The sequence below is a fragment of the Rhizobium sp. P1_E6 genome, from assembly GCF_056405875.1.
In genome coordinates this window covers 25,025-46,584 of the sequence record NZ_JBFUBG010000047.1, presented here as the reverse complement: position 1 = coordinate 46,584, position 21,560 = coordinate 25,025, and the positions used below count along the sequence as shown (strand labels likewise).

The 21,560-nt window shown below is 58.9% G+C and carries 16 protein-coding genes and 3 pseudogenes; 16 read left to right on the top strand and 3 right to left on the bottom strand.

Features of this window, described 5'->3' with window-relative positions:
* Positions 1-344, top strand: a pseudogene (locus AC1D35_RS21160) (LysR substrate-binding domain-containing protein); the annotation flags it as partial.
* 151 nt (positions 345-495) lie between these two features.
* Positions 496-660: a hypothetical protein gene (locus AC1D35_RS21155; RefSeq protein WP_477939962.1), complete on the top strand. Its 165-nt coding sequence runs from the start codon at positions 496-498 to the stop codon at positions 658-660.
* Between the two features lie 807 nt (positions 661-1,467).
* Here AC1D35_RS21155 and AC1D35_RS21150 read toward each other — a convergent pair.
* Positions 1,468-2,724 carry an ROK family transcriptional regulator gene (locus AC1D35_RS21150; RefSeq protein WP_113334937.1) on the bottom strand — a complete coding sequence of 419 codons (1,257 nt, stop codon included), beginning with the start codon at positions 2,722-2,724 and terminating at the stop codon, positions 1,468-1,470.
* Between the two features lie 250 nt (positions 2,725-2,974).
* Between AC1D35_RS21150 and AC1D35_RS21145 the strand changes: the two genes are divergently transcribed.
* The 8 genes from AC1D35_RS21145 to AC1D35_RS21110 all read left to right on the top strand — a co-directional run bounded on the left by AC1D35_RS21145 (position 2,975) and on the right by AC1D35_RS21110 (position 12,655).
* Positions 2,975-4,039, top strand: a complete 1,065-nt coding sequence (locus AC1D35_RS21145; RefSeq protein WP_477939966.1) for a substrate-binding domain-containing protein — start codon at positions 2,975-2,977, stop codon at positions 4,037-4,039.
* A 148-nt stretch (positions 4,040-4,187) separates the two neighbouring features.
* Positions 4,188-5,270 carry an ABC transporter permease gene (locus AC1D35_RS21140; protein WP_477939960.1) on the top strand — a complete coding sequence of 361 codons (1,083 nt, stop codon included), beginning with the start codon at positions 4,188-4,190 and terminating at the stop codon, positions 5,268-5,270.
* Entirely contained in the window at positions 5,267-6,052 is a 786-nt protein-coding gene (locus AC1D35_RS21135) for an ATP-binding cassette domain-containing protein (protein ID WP_477939958.1), read from the top strand. Before AC1D35_RS21140 ends, AC1D35_RS21135 begins: the two co-directional genes overlap by 4 nt.
* Before the next feature lie 58 nt (positions 6,053-6,110).
* A complete protein-coding gene (gene tkt / locus AC1D35_RS21130; protein WP_477939964.1) occupies positions 6,111-8,117 on the top strand; it encodes a transketolase in 2,007 nt (668 codons plus the stop codon).
* Between the two features lie 4 nt (positions 8,118-8,121).
* Positions 8,122-9,726, top strand: coding sequence for an FGGY-family carbohydrate kinase (locus tag AC1D35_RS21125; protein WP_477939956.1), 1,605 nt, complete (start codon positions 8,122-8,124; stop codon positions 9,724-9,726).
* 47 nt (positions 9,727-9,773) lie between these two features.
* The gene (locus AC1D35_RS21120) at positions 9,774-10,733 is read left to right on the top strand and encodes a sugar ABC transporter substrate-binding protein (RefSeq protein WP_477939954.1); all 960 of its coding nucleotides are present in this window, start codon (positions 9,774-9,776) and stop codon (positions 10,731-10,733) included.
* A 105-nt stretch (positions 10,734-10,838) separates the two neighbouring features.
* Positions 10,839-11,909: an ABC transporter permease gene (locus AC1D35_RS21115; RefSeq protein ID WP_115038270.1), complete on the top strand. Its 1,071-nt coding sequence runs from the start codon at positions 10,839-10,841 to the stop codon at positions 11,907-11,909.
* A complete protein-coding gene (locus AC1D35_RS21110; protein WP_113334945.1) occupies positions 11,906-12,655 on the top strand; it encodes a sugar ABC transporter ATP-binding protein in 750 nt (249 codons plus the stop codon). Before AC1D35_RS21115 ends, AC1D35_RS21110 begins: the two co-directional genes overlap by 4 nt.
* 155 nt (positions 12,656-12,810) lie before the next feature.
* Here the strand turns inward: AC1D35_RS21110 and AC1D35_RS21105 are convergent.
* Positions 12,811-13,402: pseudogene (locus AC1D35_RS21105) on the bottom strand (SLC13 family permease); the annotation flags it as partial.
* Between the two features lie 127 nt (positions 13,403-13,529).
* Here AC1D35_RS21105 and AC1D35_RS21100 point away from each other — a divergent pair.
* A complete protein-coding gene (locus AC1D35_RS21100) occupies positions 13,530-14,885 on the top strand; it encodes a GGDEF domain-containing protein (protein WP_477939950.1) in 1,356 nt (451 codons plus the stop codon).
* A 271-nt stretch (positions 14,886-15,156) separates the two neighbouring features.
* On the opposite strand, the gene AC1D35_RS21095 is transcribed toward AC1D35_RS21100, so the two are convergent.
* Positions 15,157-16,242: a LacI family DNA-binding transcriptional regulator gene (locus tag AC1D35_RS21095; RefSeq protein ID WP_477939948.1), complete on the bottom strand. Its 1,086-nt coding sequence runs from the start codon at positions 16,240-16,242 to the stop codon at positions 15,157-15,159.
* A 226-nt stretch (positions 16,243-16,468) separates the two neighbouring features.
* On the opposite strand from AC1D35_RS21095, the gene AC1D35_RS21090 reads away from it, so the two are divergent.
* From AC1D35_RS21090 to AC1D35_RS21070, 5 genes and pseudogenes are all read left to right on the top strand, one after another.
* Positions 16,469-17,302, top strand: coding sequence for an ABC transporter substrate-binding protein (locus AC1D35_RS21090; RefSeq protein ID WP_477939946.1), 834 nt, complete (start codon positions 16,469-16,471; stop codon positions 17,300-17,302).
* Between the two features lie 60 nt (positions 17,303-17,362).
* Positions 17,363-18,871, top strand: coding sequence for an amino acid ABC transporter permease/ATP-binding protein (locus tag AC1D35_RS21085; RefSeq protein WP_113334948.1), 1,509 nt, complete (start codon positions 17,363-17,365; stop codon positions 18,869-18,871).
* Between the two features lie 18 nt (positions 18,872-18,889).
* Positions 18,890-19,897, top strand: a complete 1,008-nt coding sequence (locus AC1D35_RS21080) for a Gfo/Idh/MocA family protein (RefSeq protein WP_477939943.1) — start codon at positions 18,890-18,892, stop codon at positions 19,895-19,897.
* 41 nt (positions 19,898-19,938) lie between these two features.
* Positions 19,939-21,069 (top strand): NAD(P)/FAD-dependent oxidoreductase, encoded by a 1,131-nt coding sequence (locus tag AC1D35_RS21075; RefSeq protein WP_477939941.1) that lies wholly within the window; start codon positions 19,939-19,941, stop codon positions 21,067-21,069.
* Positions 21,070-21,127: 58 nt separating this feature from the next.
* Positions 21,128-21,358, top strand: a pseudogene (locus AC1D35_RS21070) (LysR substrate-binding domain-containing protein); the annotation flags it as partial.
* Between the last annotated feature and the right edge of the window lie 202 nt (positions 21,359-21,560).

Sequence of the window (21,560 nt, the reverse complement as noted above, 5' to 3'; positions counted from 1 at the left end):
CTCGAGGATCTGCGCTCCGAGAAGATCATCTCCTTTTCCCGCCAGAACCTCTCCTACAGCGAGCGGTATTTTGCGGAAAAGTTCGAGAAGCATGATCTGACCGACAATGTCGCTTACACCTGCGACGATACCTTCTCGCTGGTGTCTCTGGTCTCGGCCGGTCTTGGATCGGCTTCGTGCCGGAATGGACGCAGGATCTGCCGAACCGCGGCTTCGAATTGAAGAAGGTGAGGGGCGTCGACTTCAAGATCGGGCTCGGTGTTGCCTGGAACAGGGAAGATCCCACCGCCGGCCGTGACGACATCATCGATATCGCGCGGTCGCTGGTACGGCCGGGCAGGTAAGGGCGCGGGAGATTTCTGCAGATGATGCGTTTTGCCACTGGCATGCCCAATTAGCAGGAGATGATCCCGATGGCACCATCACAAGTATAGGGTCGCCGCCATGAGCCGAAATGCTACACTCCAATCAGGTTTCCATGCGCATGGAGATGACATGTCGGATCGAGTGGAGCTCATTCTTCAGTGTTTGAAATCTGCCAGACCGATTGCCGAGAAAAACCCAGTGCTTGGCAGAGTGGTCGAACGCATCGACGAGGCGATCCTCGAGGCCGAGAGCCTTTTGAGGGCGACGCGTGGCAGCGACCAACGAAAGCATTGACGCAGAAGACGTCGCCTGCCCGAAAGGGGGTCGGGAGTGGCCGGCAATAAGTGGCGCGGTGACGGCTATGGGCGATCGGCCCGAAAGCGGAACACGCAGTCGTGGGGCAGTCGGTCCCGCGTCTCCTTCGGACCGCTGACGATGACGCTCCTGCGGCTGCTCTTCCTCACGCCCGCGCGTGACGCGAATTCCCGCTTTCTCGCGCCCCTGGCGCAGCCTATGCCGGAAGCTCCGATGCGCGGCATTGTCTTATCATCGCTACGAAGCGGCGTTTATGGAACATCTTGAGATCGACAATGCAAACGCGMGCTAGGTCGCAGACGCCTTTGACCCCGACGTGCCGAATGATAACTCGCTAGATGATGCGAAGTCATTTCTTGGCGAATTGGTTGCTTCACCGCAGAAGAGCAGCAATGTTGGTCCCGCCGATGGTGTCAATCAGCACCTCGTAGCTTCGCTACTCAAGCTAACGAGGGCGTTTCGGCTTCGGTCTTCCTCCGACCAAAGGGCCGCTGGTGCACCCGGGTGCAAATTGTGACCACGGCCGCCCTAGCGCTCTCATTCCGGTCGTCAACTCTTGTTCGTCTTAGTGCAGGATTTCGACGAAGGACTTGGGGCATACCTCCTTTAGCGCTTACCCACTACATACGGTTCGCTCTGACCCGATACCCATGAGATTGACCTTCGTCACACTCATCGAGATCAGGGTCACCGCGAGCGCGAACGGTGACCAGATTGCGTTCTTCGCGCAATAAGCCAATGACCTCAGTCCCGTCAGTTGCGACGCCTGCAGAAAACGCGGATTTTCTATGACACAAGCGAAGAGCGCTTAGAGAGTCGCTGGCTGTGGCGCGTTATTACGCCGTCTACGTTCGCCTCTTTCATTTGTTCCTCAATGACGAGGAACGCCGCGCCGACAATCCCGGCGTCAGGGTCCGGAGGCGAGATGACTATATCCAGTTCTCTGGTAGCAAGTGGCAGCGAACGTTTGTAGACAAGTTCCCGAACGCCGGCGAGGAGATGATCGTCCAATATTGCTAGCGTGCCGCCGATTACGATCATCTCTGGGTTCAGGATGCTTACAAGGCTGGTCATGACCTCGCCAAGGATGCGTCCGGACTCACGTACCAGATGGATAGCTAATGGCTGGCCCGCCCGCACTAGCTGGGTTACATCTCGTGCGTTTCGAGCCTCGATCCCTTCATCACGAAGTTCACGAGCAATCGCCCAACCTGCCGCCCGCGCCTCAACACAGCCGACCTTCCCACATCGACATAGGGGCGCTGGCTCCCGAGCAAACTGTATATGTCCGATATCACCAGCGGCACCCTGAGCCCCGCGGTAGAGCCGGCCTTCAGTGATAATTCCACTCCCGATGCCCGTACCAATCTTCACGAAAACCATTTCGCTGACAGTCGAACGGCGTAGCCGATGGTCACTGAGAGCGAGAAGATTCACATCGTTCTCTGCATAGACCGGCACGCCAAATCTTTGGCCAAGATGCCCACGGATGTCGAAATTATCCCATCCGACCAGGACCGACGGTCCTACAACACGGCCATTGGCGTAGTCCACGGGTGCTGGAAGGCCGATACCGATTCCAATCACATCGCTCGTAGCTTTACCGGTGGCAGCGAGAAGCGCTTCAAACTGCTCTTCGATCCACTCAAGGGCGATCGTCGGGCCGCGAAGGATATCGAACGTTTCGGAAATTTCCGCCAATATCGCCGGGCGAAGGTCGGTAAGTGCTACCCGAATATGCTGTTCGCCAATGTCGGCACATAGTACGACCGCGAAATCCCTGTTCAGGTCCAACGCCCGAGTCGGGCGGCCCCCGCTTGGAAGCGTTTCCTCCGTTTCTCTGATCAGCCCGGCATCGATCAGATTCCCCAGCTTCTGATGAACTGTCGCTCGAGAGAGGCCCGACAGTTCGGTCAACAGGCTCCGCGATCGGGCTCTGCCAGATCCTACAAGTGAGAGAATCTGTCCGCTTGCTTTGTCGGAGCTGACATCGCCCGCACCGCTCTGCCTGGTTTTCCCGTGGGTTTGGTTGGTGCTGGGCATGGATGGATCCTGTCAGTCATGAATGCTCATTTTCTTACATTTCCTGCGCCGCGTGACGAGGCCGGCACGAAGATTTTTTCCAAAACCGCGGATGAAAATCAACTTAATAGTCGCTAATTACGTATAAAATTATACAAAAGATATGGGTGATATGATTGACAGAGAGCAGAACACGGTTCATTAACGTTCGCGTTTAGACCGATTGGCCTCGGAGGTGGGGTCTCGGTTCGTCAATCTGGGAGGTACTTAAATGATCCGTCAGCTTAAAAACGCCTTGCACAACAGCGTCTCGTCACGGCGCTTGGGCCTAGCTGCACTTCTCGTCGGCGCTGGCATTGCTGGCTTGCCAGGGAGCGTCCTTGCCGAGGACATCCTCATCGGCGTTATTACCAAAACGGACGCTAACCCGTTCTTCGCCAAGATTCGTGAGGGTGCGACCTCGAAAGCGGCGGAACTCGGTGGAGTGAAGGTTCAAAGCTTTGCCGGGAAGTTCGACGGCGACAACGACAGCCAGGTGGCCGCCGTCGAGAACCTGATCTCCGCGGGCGCGAAGGGTATTCTCGTGGTTCCCAGTGACACGAAGGCGCTGGTTTCCGCCGTCGAGCAGGCTCGCAAGGCGGGCATTCTTGTTATCGCTCTCGACACCCCGCTCGAGCCGGCTAACGCTGCCGATGCCACTTTTGCAACGGATAACTTCAAGGCGGGCGAATTGATCGGTGCCTGGGCTGCAAAAAGCGTTGCAGATCCCACCAAAGCGAAGGTGGCATTCCTGGATGCTTTGGAGAACCAGCCGACTGTCGACGTTGCCCGAGATCAGGGCTTCATGAAGGGCTTTGGCATCGATCCAAAGGATGTCTCGCGCTACCTCGATGAAGACGACAACCGCATCGTTGGCCATCAGTGGGGCCAGGGATCGGAAGAGGGTGGCCGTACGGGCATGGAGACGCTTCTCCAGAAGGATAACGACCTGTCGGTCGTTTACACGATCAACGAGCCGACCGCTGCCGGTGCTTACGAAGCGCTCAAGGCAACCGGAAAAGAGGGGTCAGTGCTCATTACGTCAGTCGACGGCGGTTGCCCGGGCGTAAAGAACGTCAAGGCAGGCGTGATCGGTGCGACATCGATGCAGTATCCGTTGAAGATGGCTTCGCTCGGTGTCGAGGCTATCGTGGAATACGTGAAATCCGGCAAGAAGCCAGAGGCCAGCCCAGGTCTTCCCTTCTTCAACACAGGTGTCACGCTCGTGACCGACAAACCGGTCCCCGGCGTCGACTCGATCACGTCCGATGAGGCCTTGAAAGCATGCTGGGGTTRATCCCGTTGGTGCTCCGGGTGCTTTGCGCCCGGACACTATCGTCAACCTAACTCCGCTCGCTTTCGAGCAGCTCGCTACCTGGTCCCGCCGTCGATCAGCGGGACCAGCGTCAGCAGCTTCATAGCGAGCCCAAATAGGGTGTATCCTCATGACAGATTCAAACGAGGTGGCGGCGACGTCGGCCAGCTTCGAAGCACGTCTTTCAGAAAGTGACGACGCGGTCGCTGTATTCGAAAACAAGCGTAATAGCCCCCTCGGTCGGCTGCAGCGGTTTCTTCACAGCAACCCAACGATGGTGCCCTTCATCGTCTTGGCCGCTAGCGTCATTGTCTTCTCGGTGGTCGTTGGCGGACGGTTCTTCCAGCCCTTCAATCTGTCGCTCATTCTGCAGCAGGTTACGATCATCGGTATAATCGGCATAGCGCAAACGATCGTCATCCTAACCGCCGGTATCGACCTGTCTGTTGGGGCTATCATGGTTCTGACATCGACCATGATGGGTCGCCTCGCAATCGTCGCCGGTTTGCCACCTGAACTCGCTTTCCTTATCGGACTAGCAGCCGGGCTTCTCTGCGGCCTGATCAACGGCGTGCTTGTCACCTACGTCCGCCTACCTCCCTTCATCGTTACCTTGGGCAGTTGGAGCGTCTTCGGTGCGCTGAACCTATGGTACTCCGGCAGCCAGACAATCCGCGGGCAGGAAGTAGCCGAGGCTGCTCCGATCCTGCAGTGGATGGGCGCAGCCCTTCAAATCGGCGGAGCGCGCATCACCATGGGGACCGTCCTCATGCTCGCTCTTGCCGCCGGCGCTTGGTACGTACTCAACCGCACAGCGTTCGGTCGGCACGTCTACGCCACCGGTGATGACCCCGATGCTGCTCGACTTGCCGGTATCAATACACGGCGCGTGTTGCTCGCGGTATACGGATGCGCTGGTCTTATCTCGGCGATCGGCGCTTGGGCACTGATCGGACGCGTGGGCGCTATCAGCCCCACCTCAGGCTCGACTGCAAACCTTGACTCCATCACGGCAACGGTCATCGGCGGAACTTCCCTCTTCGGTGGTCGCGGGACGATCGTCGGAACCCTGATCGGGGCATTAATCGTTGGTGTGTTTCGCAACGGTCTCGCACTCGCTGGGCTCGATGCGCTTTGGCAGGAGTTCTCCGTCGGAATTCTAATCGTAGCCGCCGTCGGCGTTGATCAGTGGATTCGGAGGGTTGCGGCATGAGCCAGAGACTCGCTCTTGAAGGTCGTGGCCTCACCAAGACCTACGGCAATGTCGTCGCGCTTAACGGCGCCGACTTCGAGCTGCGCCGGGGGGAAATCCTTGCGGTTATCGGGGACAACGGGGCTGGCAAGTCGACCTTGATCAAAGCGCTCGCCGGCGCGGTCATCCCGGACGCGGGGGAAATCAGGCTGGACGGCAAGCTGACTGCCTTTAAGTCCCCTATGGACGCGCGAGCAGCCGGTATCGAAACGGTATTCCAGAACCTCGCGCTGTCGCCGGCACTCTCCATCGCCGATAACCTCTTTCTCGGACGGGAAATGAGGGTCGGCGGCATGCGCGGTTCGATGTTTCGGTTACTCGATCGAGCAAAGATGGCAGCTGAAGCACGGCGTCATCTCTCAAACCTTGGATTGATGACTGTTCAGGACATCCATCAAAGCGTGGAGACGCTCTCGGGTGGCCAGCGCCAGGGCATCGCTGTTGCGAGGGCCTGTGCGTTCGGTGGACGGGTGATCATCCTGGACGAACCCACCGCGGCGCTCGGTGTAAAGGAGTCGCGGAAGGTTCTGGACATGATCCAGGGCGTTCGTGAGCGGGGACTGTCGATCGTCCTCGTTAGCCACAACATGCCCCACGTCTTCGAGATCGCCGACCGCATCCACATTCACAGGCTTGGAAGGCGTGCTGCCGTGGTCAATCCACGGGTCGTCACGATGTCCGACGCCGTAGCGATAATGACCGGGGCGGCGACCGCGGCCGATTTTGCCCAAGCAACGGCCTAAGCCACAACCGGTGGCTTAGGTCAGCCCTTATTCCCGCATGAATAAAGTCATGGAAAATATGTCTCACAGCAACGCCACATTCGCCAACGCCATCAGAGCGCTTTCAATGGATGCCGTGGAGGCAGCCAAATCAGGTCACCCTGGTATGCCGATGGGCATGGCGGAAATCGGGGTTGCTCTCTGGACACGTCATCTTCAGCATAATCCGGCCAACCCTAACTGGGTGAACCGCGACCGCTTTGTTCTGTCGAATGGTCATGGCTCGATGCTCTTGTACAGCCTCCTTCATCTGACCGGCTACGACGTTACCGTCGAGGATCTCAAGGCATTCAGGCAACTGCATAGCCGGACACCAGGGCACCCGGAATTCGGTTACACCCCTGGTGTGGAAACGACGACCGGTCCACTGGGGCAGGGTGTAGCTAACGCGGTCGGGATGGCCATCGCCGAACGGCTTTTGGCGTCTGAGTTCAACCGGAGCGAACTTAACATCGTCGATCACCACACTTACGTTTTCCTGGGCGACGGCTGCTTGATGGAGGGGATCAGTCACGAGGCTTGTTCACTCGCAGGTACGCTGCGCCTTGGGAAACTCATCGCAGTGTACGATGACAATGGCATCTCCATCGATGGTCATGTCGGCGGATGGTTCTCCGATGATACTCCCAAGCGTTTCGAAGCCTATGGCTGGCACGTGATCCGCGGGATCGACGGTCACGACGTCGAAGCCGTTGATCGTGCAATTGCTGAGGCGAAGGCGGAGACCGACCGACCGACCCTGATTTGCTGCCGCACCACGATCGGCAAGGGGTCGCCCAACAAGGCCGATAGCCACGATAGCCACGGTTCCCCGCTCGGTGCTGCCGAGGTCGCACTTACCCGGGCGGCATTGGGCTGGAATGACGAGCCTTTCGACATCCCAGCAACGGTGTACGAGGGATTCAACGCCACTGCTGCAGGAGCGTCGCGAGAAGCAAAATGGCTGCAGGTTTTCGACCGTTATCGGTCCGAATACCCAGTGCTTGCAGCGGAGTTCGACCGCCGGATGAGCGGCGAGCTGCCGGCGGAATTTGCCGCAAAGATGGAAGAGGGCCTCAAGGCCGTAGTCGCGAAAGCTGAAACGATAGCGACCCGAAAGGCGAGCCAGAACGTTCTGGAGCTTGTCGCGCCGCTGGTTCCCGAATTGGTTGGGGGATCGGCCGACCTGGCAAGTTCGAACCTCACGATGTGGAGCGGAACGCGTGCGCTTGGCCAGTCCGGTTCTGGCAATTACATCTACTACGGTGTCCGCGAATTCGGCATGGCCGCGATCATGAACGGGATGTTGCGCCATGGTGGCGTACGTCCGTACGGCGGCACCTTCCTGATGTTCTCCGAATATGCCCGCAATGCTTTGCGGATGGCGGCGCTGATGAAGGTCGGCGCTATCCATGTATTTACGCATGACTCTATCGCACTGGGGCAGGACGGCCCAACCCACCAGCCGATCGAGCAGCTTTCGACGTTGCGCTTAATGCCGAACATGGACGTCTGGCGGCCCTGCGACACAGCGGAAACGCTTGTCGCCTGGCATGTCGCGATCGAGAATGTCTCCAACCCAACCAGTCTGATCCTCTCAAGACAAAATCTTCCCTTCCAGACCCGCGACGCCGACAAACTGGCGGCCATCCGGCGCGGCGGATACATCCTCAAGCAGGAGGGGGGAGCACTTGCTGCGGTCGTTATCGCGACGGGCTCTGAAGTTGGACTGGCCATAGAAGCCCAGACGCGGCTCGCCGCGGAAGGCATTCACGTTCGCGTCGTATCGATGCCCTCAACCTTCGCCTTCGACCGCCAGGAGAACGCCTACAAGGACATCGTACTCCCGCGCGGCCTGCCGCGCCTCGCTGTCGAGGCCGGAGTGACGGACTACTGGCGTAAATACGTCGGTCTCGAGGGAGCCGTCGTCGGTATCGACACGTTCGGCGAGTCCGCCCCCGCCGAGGTGCTTTTCGAACACTTCAACATCACTGCAAAGGCTGTCGTTGATCGTGTCAGAACGATGCTCGAAGCGAGAAAAGGATAACGGCATGGCCGACACCTATCTCATCGGCATGGATTTCGGATCGGAGTCAGCCCGCGGTATCCTGGTGAATTCCCGGACCGGCGCACAGGAGGGACATCACGTCCACCCCTACACCAATGGTATTTTGACGAATTCCCTTATGGGCCATGCCTTGCCCGCGAATTTCGTCCTACAGGTTCCCTCTGACTACACGGAGGCCGCCGAACAAATTCTTTCCGCGCTAGGAAGCGGAAAGACCATTGACGGAATTGGTATCGACTTTACAGCTTCGTCACCAATGCCCGCGAGAGCGGATGGGACGGCCCTCGCTGAACTCAACCCGGAAGACCCACACGCCTATGTGAAGCTGTGGAAGCACTCGGCCCAGTCTCAGGCGGATGCGATCAACGCTGGCGGCGGGGAGTATCTCGAAAACTTTGGTGGCAAGCTATCTGGAGAATGGTTGATCGCGAAGGCGGCTCAGCTGAGTTCCGAGGCACCCGGAATCTGGGACGATACGGACCGTTTCATCGAGGCGGGCGACTGGCTCGTATGGCAGCTTACCGGTAACGAAATGCGAAGCTTGGACTTCGCCTCTTACAAGGCGCAATTCTCCGCAGCGTCAGGCTACCCGCAAGATGTCGTGCCCGGGCTGACTCGGCGGCTGTCTCCGCCTTCGCAGGTCGGTAGCGCGGCAGGCGTTTTGACAGCTGAGTGGCGTCAACGCACCGGCCTCCTGGGCGATGCCATTGTTTCCGTCGCAGTGATCGACAGTCACGTTGTTCTGCCTGCTGTCGGTGCCGTCGCCCCAGGTGTGTTCGTTGGCGCGCTCGGAACTTCTGCCGGATTCCTTATCCTGGACGACGAGGGACGAGGCTTGCCGACCGGTCTTGAGGGAGCGGCATTTGGTGCTGTTCTGCCGAACCTATGGTGCTACGAGGCGGGGCAGGCGGCCTTCGGTGATATGCTGGCATGGTACGTCAAGACGTTTCCTCGCGACCCCGACCTCTCAAAAAACTTCGCCTCTTACAACGAAGCCGCCCGAGCGCTCGGCCCAGGCGAAGGCGGCGTCATGGCTCTCGACTGGTTTGCCGGCAACCGCATCCCGCTCGCGGATTCAGCCCTTTCCGGACTACTCGTTGGCCTGAGCCTCAAATCGACGGCTGCGGGGATTTATCGGGCCCTGATCGAAGCTCTTTGCTACGGAACCAAAACCATCCTGGACTTGGCCCTCGCTGCGGGCGTTCCTGTCCGGCGCGTGATCATGACGAGCGGTCTCACACGCAACAACCCGTTTCTCGTCCAAACAATGGCGGACGTTTTGGGGCGGACTATTGAGGTTCCCGACGTTGAAAACCCGACTGCGCTCGGTGCCGCAATCCACGGTGCCGTCGCGGCTGGGATTGTCGGCTCGTTTGCCGAGGGCGCTGAGCAACTTGGGGCACGCAGCCACCAGAGGTTCGAGCCGAACCAGGATCGCTTGGCGGATTATCAGGAGCTTTACGCCGAATACAGACGCCTAGCTGCGGATGAAGAGTTACGGCGGGCCATGCGCTCGCTTCACATGTTCGATGCCCGGGACAGACAGTATCGGCAGCGAAAGCCGCAGGAGGTCGAGGCGGCACAGTGAGCTTCAGATTGGAGCGACATCGATCGTAACGGGAAGTGGAGGAAGCAATGAAATTGACAGTGAAAGCCGGCATTCTGCTGGGGCTAGCCGCATCTATGCTGAGCACTACCGCATATGCGGCGGACAAGCCCAAGGTGCTTGTGATCTATCCGTACCTGGGTGACCAGTCGTTCGTTCGAATGCACAAGGCTTCGGAGACGGAGGCGAAGAAATTCCCGGACGTCCAGATCGACATCGTTGCTGGTCCAGATCGCACCAATGCCAACTACTTCATCACCGCCATCGAAAAGGCGATGACAGAAAACTACAACGTAATCGCCATCAACCATGGCGGTGCGGCCGCACAGCTCTACCCAGCGCTGAAGAAGGCAGAGGCGCAGGGCATAAAGGTCGTCGGTTTTGACACCGGTCTACCCGAGTTGAAGGGGCACGCCTCCGACGTGCTCTACGACATTCCTGGCGCATCGGGTAAGGCCGGCGATTTGTTTGCCCAGATTGTACCCGAAGGGGCGAAGATCGGCATCATCCGGTGCCTGCTTGGCAATCCGGACACCGATGCCTTTATCAATGGCTTCAAGAAGGCAACGGAGTCGAAAAAGTACAACGTCGTTATGGACGCCGATGCCAAGTGCGATCCCGCCAGCGCGCGGACGATCACCGAAAACATGTTGACGTCTTCGCCTGATCTGGGCGGTATCTTCAACGTGTTCGACGTGTCCGCACAGGGTTCCCTCCAAGCGCTCAAATCCAGCGGCAGCAAGGTGCCTTTGGGGTCGATCGGCGGCCAGCTGTATGGTGCAGAGGCGGTCGCGTCCGATGGCAACTGGAAATACACCGTGCCGTATCCTTTCGAAGCTATCGGCTCGACCGCGATCGATACCGCCGTCAAGGTCGCCAAGAACGAAGCCGTTGAGCCGGTAACCGTCGTGCCTGTCGCCACACCGCTGACCAAGGACAACGCCGAGGCTTACGTGAAGGACCTCAAGGCGAAGCTCGCCGCTAAGTAATTCACGGCACCGGCGTGAGACAGCGCCCCAGGGCGACGCTCAGGGGCGCAAAGTTGTAATTTCAGCCGATTTCGGCTCGGCGGCCGACGTCAGAAGGTTTCGATCATGTCATCCACCAACACAGATAACGTGGCAGGTGCGGCGAATGCCCAACCGACTACGCCGGAGCTGGACAGCTCCGAAGCTTTGAAAGCACCCGGTATTCGATTGGGGCTGCGTATCCTGAGAACGGGACCGGCGGTGATCCTCATAGCGCTCATAATCATAATGAGCTTCCTCAATGAGTATTTCCTAACGGTTCGGAATCTCCAGAACCTCCTGACGCAGACAACGATGATCGCAACACTGGCGCTAGGGCAGCTGCTTGTCATCATCGTGCGGGGGGTCGATGTTTCGGTAGGTAGCGTCCTTGGTCTGACGGTGGTCCTGTCCGGTTTGATGATGGATTCCGGCATCGACAACGGTCTACTCCATGTCGTGGTCTTCCTTTCGGCAGGTGCACTCTTCGGGCTGTTCAACGGCTTCATGATCGTGAAGGGTGGAATTCCGCAGCCTTTGATCGTCACCGTCGCGACGCTGGGTATCGGTAGAGGCATGGCGCTTCTTCTGAGCGGTGGCACCGAGCACATCGGGATGGCACCTCTCGTGCAAGCCGCTGGCAATGGGTCGATTGGGGGCGTTCCGGTCCCTGCGATACTCGTTGCGTTCGTTACGCTGGTGCTCGCGGTTCTGACGCTCAGGACGCTTTGGGGCCGGTGGATCTATGCCGTTGGCGGTAACCCAGATGTTGCGGGATGGTTGGGGGTTCCGCGGGACCGGGTCATCATGAGCTGCTACATGCTGTCGGGCATGACCGCAGGCATCGCCGGGCTGATCTATGCCGGCCGCACGGATGCCGCTTCACCGCTCGCAGGTGTGGGAATGGAACTGGACGCCGTTACGGCGGTGATCATCGGCGGGGCCAGCCTCTTTGGCGGTCGGGGCCATATCGTCAACGCCCTGATCGGCGCTCTAATCATCGGTGTCATCCGCAATGGTCTCAACCTGATGAGCGTCTCTCCATTCTGGGAAGCAATTGCCATTGGCGCTTCCATCCTCTTGGCGCTCGAACTCGACGTTCTCCGTCGTTACTTCGAAGAAAAACTCCGTGCACGTGCGGCGAGGGCAATGCGATGAACAGCAACGTTGTTTTAGAGGTGCGCAACGCCGTGAAATCCTACGGGTTCGTCACTGCCCTGGGCGGTGTGGACCTAACCCTCCACAAAGGCGAGATCCTCGCTCTCCTCGGCGACAACGGAGCTGGGAAGACTACATTGGTTCGCGCGATCAGCGGCGTCATGCAGCTCGATGAAGGTGATATCCACCTAGCTGGCGAGAAGCTTTCGCTGAGTTCGGCGGGCGATGCGCGTCGTGCCGGCATAGAAACGGTGTTTCAGAATCTCGCCGTTTTGGACAATCTGGATGTCTCCTCCAATTTCTACATCGGTCGCGAGAAGACATGGCCGAGTTGGATGGGGCCCTTTGGCTTCCTGAATAAGACTCGGGAGGCAACCGGTTGGGTCGGCGCTGCAAACAACCTCGGGATCAAGGCGTTGAATCCTGGTCAGGAGATCGGGCTGATGTCCGGCGGACAGCGTCAAGCGGTTGCCGTCGCTCGAGCGGTGGCGTTCGCGAGCAAGGTGGTCATCTTGGATGAGCCTACCGCCGCACTCGGTGTACGTGAATCAGCTCAGGTGCTCCGCTTGATCAAGTCGCTTCCGGAGCGCGGCGTTTCGGTAATTCTAATTAGCCACAACATGGACCACGTGGTCCAAGTGGCTGACAGGGCCGTTGTCATGCGGCAGGGGCGGATTGCAGGCTCGGTAGTGCCAAAGAAGGAGTCGGTTCCGGAACTGATCGGGATGATCATGGGAGCCAACTGAGGCGCCGCTTGCTCTTGGAGATTTTTGGCGGGTGCTCAGAGAGCACTGTGCCGTCGGTCACGCTGGGTGGGTCGGATGTTCAAATTGATAAGATGCTGCGCCCCGCGGATAATGCCAGGTGTTTGGTCCTTGACAACCGCTCGGGCGGCACTGACGGCGAGGCTTTCTTCCGAAAGGGTGCGCCGCTGCGTGCAATAGAAGCATATGAACGTGACAGCGATGGAAACGATCGACGGTAGTAGGAATGTCGACAGCCAGCGTGACAAAGGCGGCATTTCACCGCCGGAGAAGATCACGAGATTAGCCGGTTTGGAGATCGGCAGCAGGAAGCTCGCCGCATTGGCGATGAAGGCGCATATCAGCAGATAAGATATCGGGTCCCGAACCCGGGCGGATCGGCAAGCTGCATAAACGGCAGGCGTGAGCTCCACGGCGGTCGCGTGGTTTGAAAGGAAAACCGTTACAACGAGGCCAACGAGATAGACGAGCACGAAAGGCGCCTGGGGAAACCCTTGGTGTGCGAGATCGTAATGGCGGCAATCCAGTCGAACAAGCCTTCTCTTCTGCCGAGCTTGGACGACAGCATCATGCCGATCGAGAAAAGGTATACATCGACGCCCCTAGCAATGCCTGCCACAGCATCGAGGGGACCTATCAGCTGAATGCAACCCGGACGAGAGGGCCAAGTACAGCCCAGATCGCCTCCGGCCAGCGCGGTAAGCGCGGCAATATCCTACACGATGGCATTTTAGTTATTCGGCTCAGGCCAGTTGGCTGCGAGAAAAAGTATGGCCTCTGAGCGTGTTGCGACTAGGTTTTCGGCGATCGGATACATGCTCCGGCGAGCATCGGCAACAATGGAACGGCGAGAAGCATGCCAAACCTTCGTGAGGAAGCGATTGCTGCGAGCACTTGGGACCGGCCGCCTCCCGACGTTCCGCCTTTTAATCCGGTTCATTCAAAAGTAGTCATTAGCGATTATGCGTCCTTGTCCCAGCTGGTATTCGGTTTGACGATGGATCTTGCGACAGTTCTTCTTCTCCATAAATCTTCTTTCATCGTCGGCGCGATCTGCTTTTCCTACGTCAGGTGGCGGTCCAGAGAACCTGGGCTTGGTCTTCTCGCGACCGGCTGTTGCCTTCTTGCCTTCGCATCAACGATTGCCGGAATGGGAGAGGAGGGCTTGGTCGCATTCGAGTTTTGGACTTTCGGAAGCTTTTCCGTCGGCGTCACAGGCTATTCGCTGATGGCGATGGGATTGCTCCAGCTGAGTTGCCGCCAGCAAAAAAGGTCTGACTGGCTTTTGCTCGCCGCCGCGCTGATCCTGTCGGCCGCAGTTGGGGGGATGCGCTGGTATGCGGACAATCCGACGCGCGCCGCGATTTTCAATGCGGCTGCCGCAGCTTTCCTTACTGCCTCCGGTGCCAGCGTCCTGAGAGACTTTTTTGCGGATCGTCTGCCGGCAAGGTGGGGCCTCCTTGCATCTCTTTTGGCCGCGACGGTATTTTCGGTGCTCGTCACCGTCGGAATGGTCTTTCCGGACTATGGCCCAATTGCACCCCGCTACGCGTTCTTTCTGCTGATTATCTGCCACTTCTCGCTTGCCCTGTTCGTGCTCGTGCTCGTGCAGGAGCGGGTCGAAGCGCAGTTGAGACATCTGGCAAATACGGATTCCCTAACCGGAATACCGAACCGGCAGCGCTTCTTCGCATCCCTTCCAAGGATACCGGGGCTAGGACACGCCTTCATCATGATCGATATCGATTATTTCAAAAGCATCAATGATAGCTACGGTCATGAGACCGGCGATGTCGTGCTGGCCGGTGTTGCGCGAGCCATAGCCGTCGTCGCGGGAAAGGAAACGTCATATGGCCGCCTTGGTGGAGAAGAATTCGGGCTGTTTTTAAGTAACCAAACCGAAGAGACGGCGTTGGCGAAAGCTGATGAAATCAGGCGGGGGATCAATACCCTTGCATTTTCTGCCGGCGCGGCAATCGTAAGGCCCAGCGCAAGCGTTGGCGTCGCTCTCTGGGATGGTGTTGGTGATCTGAAAGACTTGCGCAATCAAGCCGATCAAGCTCTCTATCAGTCGAAGGCACGAGGTCGGGATCGGATCGAATTATACGTCGCCACGCGAGAAGAGAACGTGAGCTCGGAGTGCCGTGGAGACGGAGCCGGGTCTCGCCCAATCAACCTGCCAAATAGGGTCGCGAGCCGCATAACTCTCTGAAAGGTGTCGACGGCAAGCTGGGAGACGTGGTTCCATGCTGCGCATGGAAGCTCACGGCCAACCAGCTCATTGAGAATGACAGGCTTATCCGCTGCGACAGTCAACGTGACGCTTGCTGACTTGGAGTGTTTGCCTTCATCGAGGAAGTGACGGCCGCAAGCGAGTACGTTTCCTCTATATACCGTATCTCGCAATTGTTGACGAAAGTGCTCATTCGTGCCCACGAACGTGATGAATTCAAACAGATTGCAGATCGGTGGTTCGATTCCTTTCAAGAGCAGTCAACGCGATCAACGCACTTTGCCGTGGAAGCGCGTTCAACGAACTCCGTTTTCAGAACTACCTTGCGGGCAGACTGACCTTCGCGACTTAATCGATCGACCAACAGTTCGGCTGCTTTTGCTCCGAGATCGTAGACCGGCTGACGCACGACGGTAACAGGGGGCGTCGTTACCGACGTCCAGTCCGCATCGTGAAACGAAATTAGCGACACGTCGTCTGGGATGCTAAGCCCCAGCTGACGGTGAACCTTGAACACCTCCAGGGCAATAATACTGTCCGATGCAATGATCGCCGTCGGACGCTGCGCCGATTGCAGCATTTCGCTGACGATACGGTGCGTCTTACTTGGCGTCATAGCACCAACCTGGACCCATTTATCCATGTTGATCAAGCCAGCCTCATGGCAGACACCGAGATAGCCTTCGATGCGCCTGCGCACCGAGCCGGTATTGATGTCTTCCACCGCACGGAAGCTATGGTCCGGCGTGTCGCAGGCGGTAAGATAGGCGATGCGCCGGTGGCCGAGCGCAATCAGGCGACGCGTGATGTTCTCGGCGGCATGCCGGTCGTCAGCAATCACGGTGTCGACATCGAGTGTGTCGCTTGCGCGGTCGAGCAACACGAGGGGCAACCCGGAGCGGATAGCCTCATGCAGGTGCTCGACATCATGGTCATTTGCCGGCGAGACGATGACGCCATCGACACGCTTGGCAAGCAGAGTGCGCATGGCCGCTCTTTCCGCGTCAACATCTTCACCGGAATTGATGAGAATGACAGTGAATCCCGCCCGCCGGGCGACATCGGAGATGCCGCGCACCGCGAGGCTGAAGAAGGGATTCTCGATATCACCCACTACCACTCCGATCGTGCCGGAGCGTCCCGTCGTCATGCTGCGAGCAAGCTCGTTCGGTCGGTAATCGAGTAAGCGAGCCGCGGCTGTGACGGTCTCGCGCACCCGGTCGCTGACCGTTCCGTAGCCGCCCAGCACGCGTGCAGCCGTTGCCTTCGAGACGCCGGCCTTGAGCGCGACGTCGGCGACTGTGACGGAAACCGATTTTGGCGCGCTTTTGTCCATAACCGGTAGGCTTACAAGAGAACTTGACGAGTGGCAAATGCGAATATAACAATTGCCAATAACAAAAGAGACCGGTCTCTTCGGTATTGAGACCGGTCTCAAACATAAAAAGACTTCCGACATGCGAACTGCTGGGGCCGGGTGGGTGAGATCATGCCGCCGTCCGGATGGGGCCYATGCGCCTCAAAATTATCGCAGACCAACGCCGCCAGAGGAGACAAATGCAATGCAATTTACTCAAGCCTTCACATCCGCCTTTGCCAAAATTCGCGCGACCTCGATCGCGGTCACGCTCGGTGCCCTTGCTGGCGCAGTGACGCCGGCACTTGCCGACAATCCGCTTGGCCTCATCGATGCCGCCACGATCAGTGTCGGCACGATGGGCGATGCCAAGCCCTATGCCTTCACAACCGCGGACGGAAACTTTACCGGTTTCGACATCGAGCTTTTCCTCAACGTCGCCGAACGCCTCGGCTTTAAGAAGGAGCAGGTGGTCTTCACCGGCCAGGAGTTCTCGGCCCTGATGCCCTCCGTCGCCAACGGCCGCTTCGATGTCGCAGCCGCTGCGATTGGCACGACGGACAAGCGCAAGGTGACCGTTGATTTCTCCGACGGTTACCTGGCTGGTTTCCTAAGCGTCTTGTCTCCCGAGGCTGGTATTACCGACGCGTCCGGCCTCAAGGGCAAGCGTCTCGGCGTCGTGCAGGGCACATTGCAGGAAATCTATGCCGAGAAGAACTTTGCCGGCACAGATCTCGTCAAGTTCCCGGACAATAACTCTGCCGTTTCCGCGCTTAATAACGGCACGGTGGACGCCCACTTCCTCGATTTCGAGGCTGCGAAGGACTACTCCGCCCGCTATCCCGCTCTGAAGATTGCGGTCAACATTCCAAGCTTCGATGCGCCCGCCGGTTTCGTCATCCGCAAGGGTAACGATGCGTTGCGCGAGGCGCTGAACAAGGGCCTGAAAGAAGCGATGCAGGATGGCACCTGGAAAAAGCTGCACGAAAAATGGTTCCCCGGTACACCGATGCCGCAGGCATATCTTCCCAAGCAGTAATGCCGCCTTCCGGTCCGGCCTTCACTGGTCGGACCGGCCTTTCTTTCAAGGGATTTCCGAATGGACTGGCTTGAAAACCTGCGCCGCAGCTTCCTCGACTGGGATGCCATGGCTGAAGTGCTGCCGACGATGATCACGGTCGGTCTGAAGAATACGCTGATCCTGGCTGCGACCTCGACGGTGCTTGGCGTCGCCATCGGCATGGTGCTCGCGATCATGGGCATTTCCCGCTCGCCCTGGCTGCGCATCCCCGCTCGTCTTTATACCGATATTTTTCGCGGCCTTCCCGCCATCGTCACAATTCTCCTGATAGGCCAGGGCTTTGCCCGCATTGGCCGCGAACTCTTCGGTCCGTCGCCTTACCCGCTTGGCATCCTGGCGCTGAGCCTGATTGCCGGCGCCTATATCGGCGAAATTTTCCGCTCTGGTATCCAGAGCGTCGATCGTGGCCAGATGGAGGCTTGCCGGGCGCTATCGATGAGCTACGGCCAGGGCATGCGGCTTATCGTCGTGCCGCAGGGCGTGCGACGCGTCCTGCCGGCCCTCGTCAACCAATTCATCGGCAACGTCAAGGATTCAAGCCTTGTCTATTTCCTTGGGCTTCTGGCCTCCGAGCGCGAGATCTTTCGCGTAGGACAGGACCAGGCGGTGGTGACCGGCAACCTTTCACCGCTCCTGCTGGCGGGTGTGTTTTATCTCATCGTCACAGTGCCACTCACCCATGTCGTCAACGCGATCGACAATCGCCTGCGGATTGGCAAGCCGCGCCCCTTTGTCATCACCAGTGGGCTGGAGGAAGTCAGTGAACTCGACAGTGCCGCTCGCGCGACCGATGTCTCGTTCAAGGGCGGCAGCCTCGATGTGCGCCGTCTCGGTATGGCCTACGGCGACCTTGACGTGCTGAAGGGAGTCGACCTTTCGGTAAAGCCGGGCAGCGTCACCTGCATCATCGGCCCGTCCGGTTCTGGCAAATCCACCCTTTTGCGTGGGCTCAACCGTCTGGTCGAGCCCAAGAGCGGCGATATTCTCATTGACGGTGAAAGCATTCTCTCCATGAGGCCGGAAACGCTGCGCCGCCGGGTCGGCATGGTCTTCCAGCATTTCAACCTCTTTCCGGATCACACGGCGCTGGAAAACGTCATGCTGTCACTGACGAAAATCAAAGGCCTGCCGGCAGCCGAGGCAGAACGCATCGCCAAGGCAAGGCTTGCCGATGTCGGCCTTGCCAGCCGCCAGCACCATCGTCCGGGCGGTCTGTCCGGCGGCCAGCAGCAGCGCGTCGCCATTGCCCGTGCGCTTGCCATGGAACCGGAAGTCATCCTGTTCGATGAGGTGACGAGTGCACTCGATCCGGAATTGGTCAAGGGCGTCCTCAACCTCATGGCCGAACTCGGCATGCGCGGCATGACCATGGTCGTTGTTACGCACGAAATGGGGTTTGCCCGCAGGGTCGCCGATCAGGTCGTCTTCATGGACGAGGGACGCGTGGTGGAAGCAGGCACGCCAGAGGCAATATTCGACAACCCGCAGAGCCCGCGTCTCCAGCGCTTCCTTGCGGAAGTGCTCTAAGCGTCGGGAGAAGAAAAAATGACACGAACGATACGATGGGGCGTGCTCGGTTGCGCGGGCATCGCTGCCAAGGCGGTCATTCCCGCCATCCAGTCCAGTCGCCTGGGGCGCGTCGCAGCAATCGCTTCGCGCGATGCCGACAAGGCCAAAGAGATGGCGGCGCGCTTCGACATCGCCAAGTCCTATGGCAGCTACGAGGATCTGCTTGCCGATCCGGAAATAGATGCGATCTACAATCCTTTGCCCAATCATCTGCATGTGCCACTGACGATCAAGGCGCTGGAGCATGGAAAACCAGTGCTCTGCGAGAAACCGATCGCGCTTGATGCCGCGCAGGCGATAGCACTGGCGACGGCACAAAAGGCGRCCGGCCTGCCGGTCGCAGAGGCCTTCATGGTGCGCCACCATCCACAATGGAAGACGGCACGCGCGTTGATCGCCGGGGGACGCCTCGGCGAAGTGCGGGTTATCCAGACGATCTTCTCCTATTATCTCGACGACCCCGGGAACGTACGAAACCAGGCTGAAATTGGTGGCGGCGGTCTGTTCGATGTCGGGTGTTATGCCATCAACACGGCGCGTTTCCTGTTCGACGCGGAACCGGTTCGGGCGATTGCGCTCATGGAGCGCGATCCCGTCTTTGGCACGGACCGCCTGACGAGCGGGCTGCTGGCCTTCCCGGAGGGAAGGCAGCTTGCCTTCACCTGTTCCACACAGCTCGCTCTCACGCAGAAGGTTACGGTGCTTGGAACGCGCGGGCGTCTGGAAATCCCTATTCCTTTCAACGCACCGGGCGATGAGGCGACGGTCCTTATCTTCGACGATGGCCGCGATCTGGCCGGGGGCGGTCGTGAGGAGATCGCAATCGCGCCAATCGACCAATATCGCGAACAGGTCGACGCATTTGCTGAAGCCGTTCTCTCCGGCAAGCCTGTCGAGACCGGGCTTGGCGATGCAATCGCGAACATGAAGGCGATCGACGCGCTTTTCCGCTCCGCCGCCAGCGGCCACTGGGAAGAGCCCTGACCGCTTCACCCATCCATATAACAATCAGTTGAAAGCCAACCATGACCAACAACACCATCTCTTCGACCGCCATCATCGGTGCCGGTATCTTCGGCGTCTCAACGGGCGTGCAACTTGCGCGGCGCGGCATCAAGGTCACGATCCTCAATGACGGCTCGCCCGCCAACGGCGCATCCGGCCGCTCGCTCTCCTGGCTGAACTCGGCGCGCATGCGCTCTGAGCCATATCATCAGCTGCGTATGGCCGGCATCGACCGTTATCGCACGCTCGCCGCGCAGAATCCCGATGCGGAATGGCTTCGTTTTGATGGGGGACTGACCTGGGACGCGCACGACGAGCGCAACGAGATCGAAGCAGCCTATCGCCACGAGGTTTCGCTTGCCTATGACGCGCAGAGGCTTTCCGCAGCCGAAGTCGCTCGCATCGTACCAGGTGTCGACGCGGGCGCAATCACCCCGCAGGGCGCAATCTTCAATCCCGGCGAAGGTTGGGTCGATCTGCCGACGCTGATTGGTGTCCTTCTTGAGGAGTTTGTTGCGCTCGGGGGCGTTCTGGTGACGGATCAAGGGGCTGCGCGGGTCGTGATTGACGGTGGTCGTGCGATTGGCGCCGAAACTAGAAATGGTTTCCGCCATCAAGCGGATGCTGTTGTGCTCGCGACCGGCCCAGCCGTGCCGAAGATGGCTGCGGAAAGCGGGCTGATCATCTCAGATGGGACCCCCATCGCCCTTCTTGTGCAGACCCGGCCGCTCGCCCATCCACTGCGCGCTGTTCTGAATACACCGCGCGTCGCTGTTCGCCCAGCGCCAGGCGGCACCTTCTCGCTGGATGCCGACTGGGCGGCCGACGAGGGCGTGACAGTGCGCGCAGACGGCAGCTATGATATCGACGATAGCGTGGTTGCAGAGCTTCTGGCAGAAGCTTCGAAGGTGATGGAAGGCAATCCGCAACTCGAGGTCGCTTCTATCGGCGTTGGTGGCAAGCCCATCCCTGGCGACGGGGAGCCAGTGATTGGGGCTATCAAGGCTATCCCAGGCTATTACGTGGCGTTCAGCCATAGCGGCGCAACACTCGGTCTCATCGTAGGTGAGTTGCTCGCGTTCGAGCTTGTGACGGATACCGAGCATCCCATGCTGGCGACCTTCCGACCTGAGCGTTTCTCAATGCGTTGAAGTCAAGGCGGCGTCGAGCGAGAAGCAACGCCCGATCCCCGCTGGATCTTGCAAAGGTATCCGCCTGCATATCGAAAGCGGCACCACCGATGACATCATCCGCCATATCGAGGCAGGCCGCATCAATCTCCGCTTCATCCCGCCGGTGGAGAATATCGGCTCCTTACGCTTCTTCGCGATTGCCCATGAGCGTTACCTGCTGGCCGTCGCTAGGGACAGCCCGCTGGCCTTGAAGAGCGAGATCGATCTCGAGGATCTGCGCTCCGAGAAGATCATCTCGTTTTCCCGCTAGAATTTCTCCTACAGCGAGCGCTGTTTCGCGGAAAAATTCGAGGAGCATGACCTGACCGACGATAGAGGCCAACTAAAAGTAGCGGACAGACGGCTATGGGGTTTACATTTCGATCTTCTTGAGACTAACGTGCCCTCATGAGCACGTCGTTGAAAACAACGATCAATAATAACGACTCTTTCGGGGTCGTGGATACCGT

Bases quoted from the DNA above. Each gene is read 5' to 3' on its own strand.
- AC1D35_RS21135 (WP_477939958.1), top strand. From the start codon at position 5,267: ATGAGCCAGAGACTCGCTCTTGAAGGTCGTGGCCTCACCAAGACCTAC.
- AC1D35_RS21150 (WP_113334937.1), bottom strand. From the start codon at position 2,724: ATGCCCAGCACCAACCAAACCCACGGGAAAACCAGGCAGAGCGGTGCG.
- AC1D35_RS21155 (WP_477939962.1), top strand. From the start codon at position 496: ATGTCGGATCGAGTGGAGCTCATTCTTCAGTGTTTGAAATCTGCCAGA.
- tkt (WP_477939964.1), top strand. From the start codon at position 6,111: ATGTCTCACAGCAACGCCACATTCGCCAACGCCATCAGAGCGCTTTCA.
- AC1D35_RS21100 (WP_477939950.1), top strand. From the start codon at position 13,530: ATGCCAAACCTTCGTGAGGAAGCGATTGCTGCGAGCACTTGGGACCGG.
- AC1D35_RS21075 (WP_477939941.1), top strand. From the start codon at position 19,939: ATGACCAACAACACCATCTCTTCGACCGCCATCATCGGTGCCGGTATC.
- AC1D35_RS21095 (WP_477939948.1), bottom strand. From the start codon at position 16,242: ATGGACAAAAGCGCGCCAAAATCGGTTTCCGTCACAGTCGCCGACGTC.
- AC1D35_RS21090 (WP_477939946.1), top strand. From the start codon at position 16,469: ATGCAATTTACTCAAGCCTTCACATCCGCCTTTGCCAAAATTCGCGCG.
- AC1D35_RS21085 (WP_113334948.1), top strand. From the start codon at position 17,363: ATGGACTGGCTTGAAAACCTGCGCCGCAGCTTCCTCGACTGGGATGCC.
- AC1D35_RS21140 (WP_477939960.1), top strand. From the start codon at position 4,188: ATGACAGATTCAAACGAGGTGGCGGCGACGTCGGCCAGCTTCGAAGCA.
- AC1D35_RS21125 (WP_477939956.1), top strand. From the start codon at position 8,122: ATGGCCGACACCTATCTCATCGGCATGGATTTCGGATCGGAGTCAGCC.
- AC1D35_RS21115 (WP_115038270.1), top strand. From the start codon at position 10,839: ATGTCATCCACCAACACAGATAACGTGGCAGGTGCGGCGAATGCCCAA.
- AC1D35_RS21110 (WP_113334945.1), top strand. From the start codon at position 11,906: ATGAACAGCAACGTTGTTTTAGAGGTGCGCAACGCCGTGAAATCCTAC.
- AC1D35_RS21120 (WP_477939954.1), top strand. From the start codon at position 9,774: ATGAAATTGACAGTGAAAGCCGGCATTCTGCTGGGGCTAGCCGCATCT.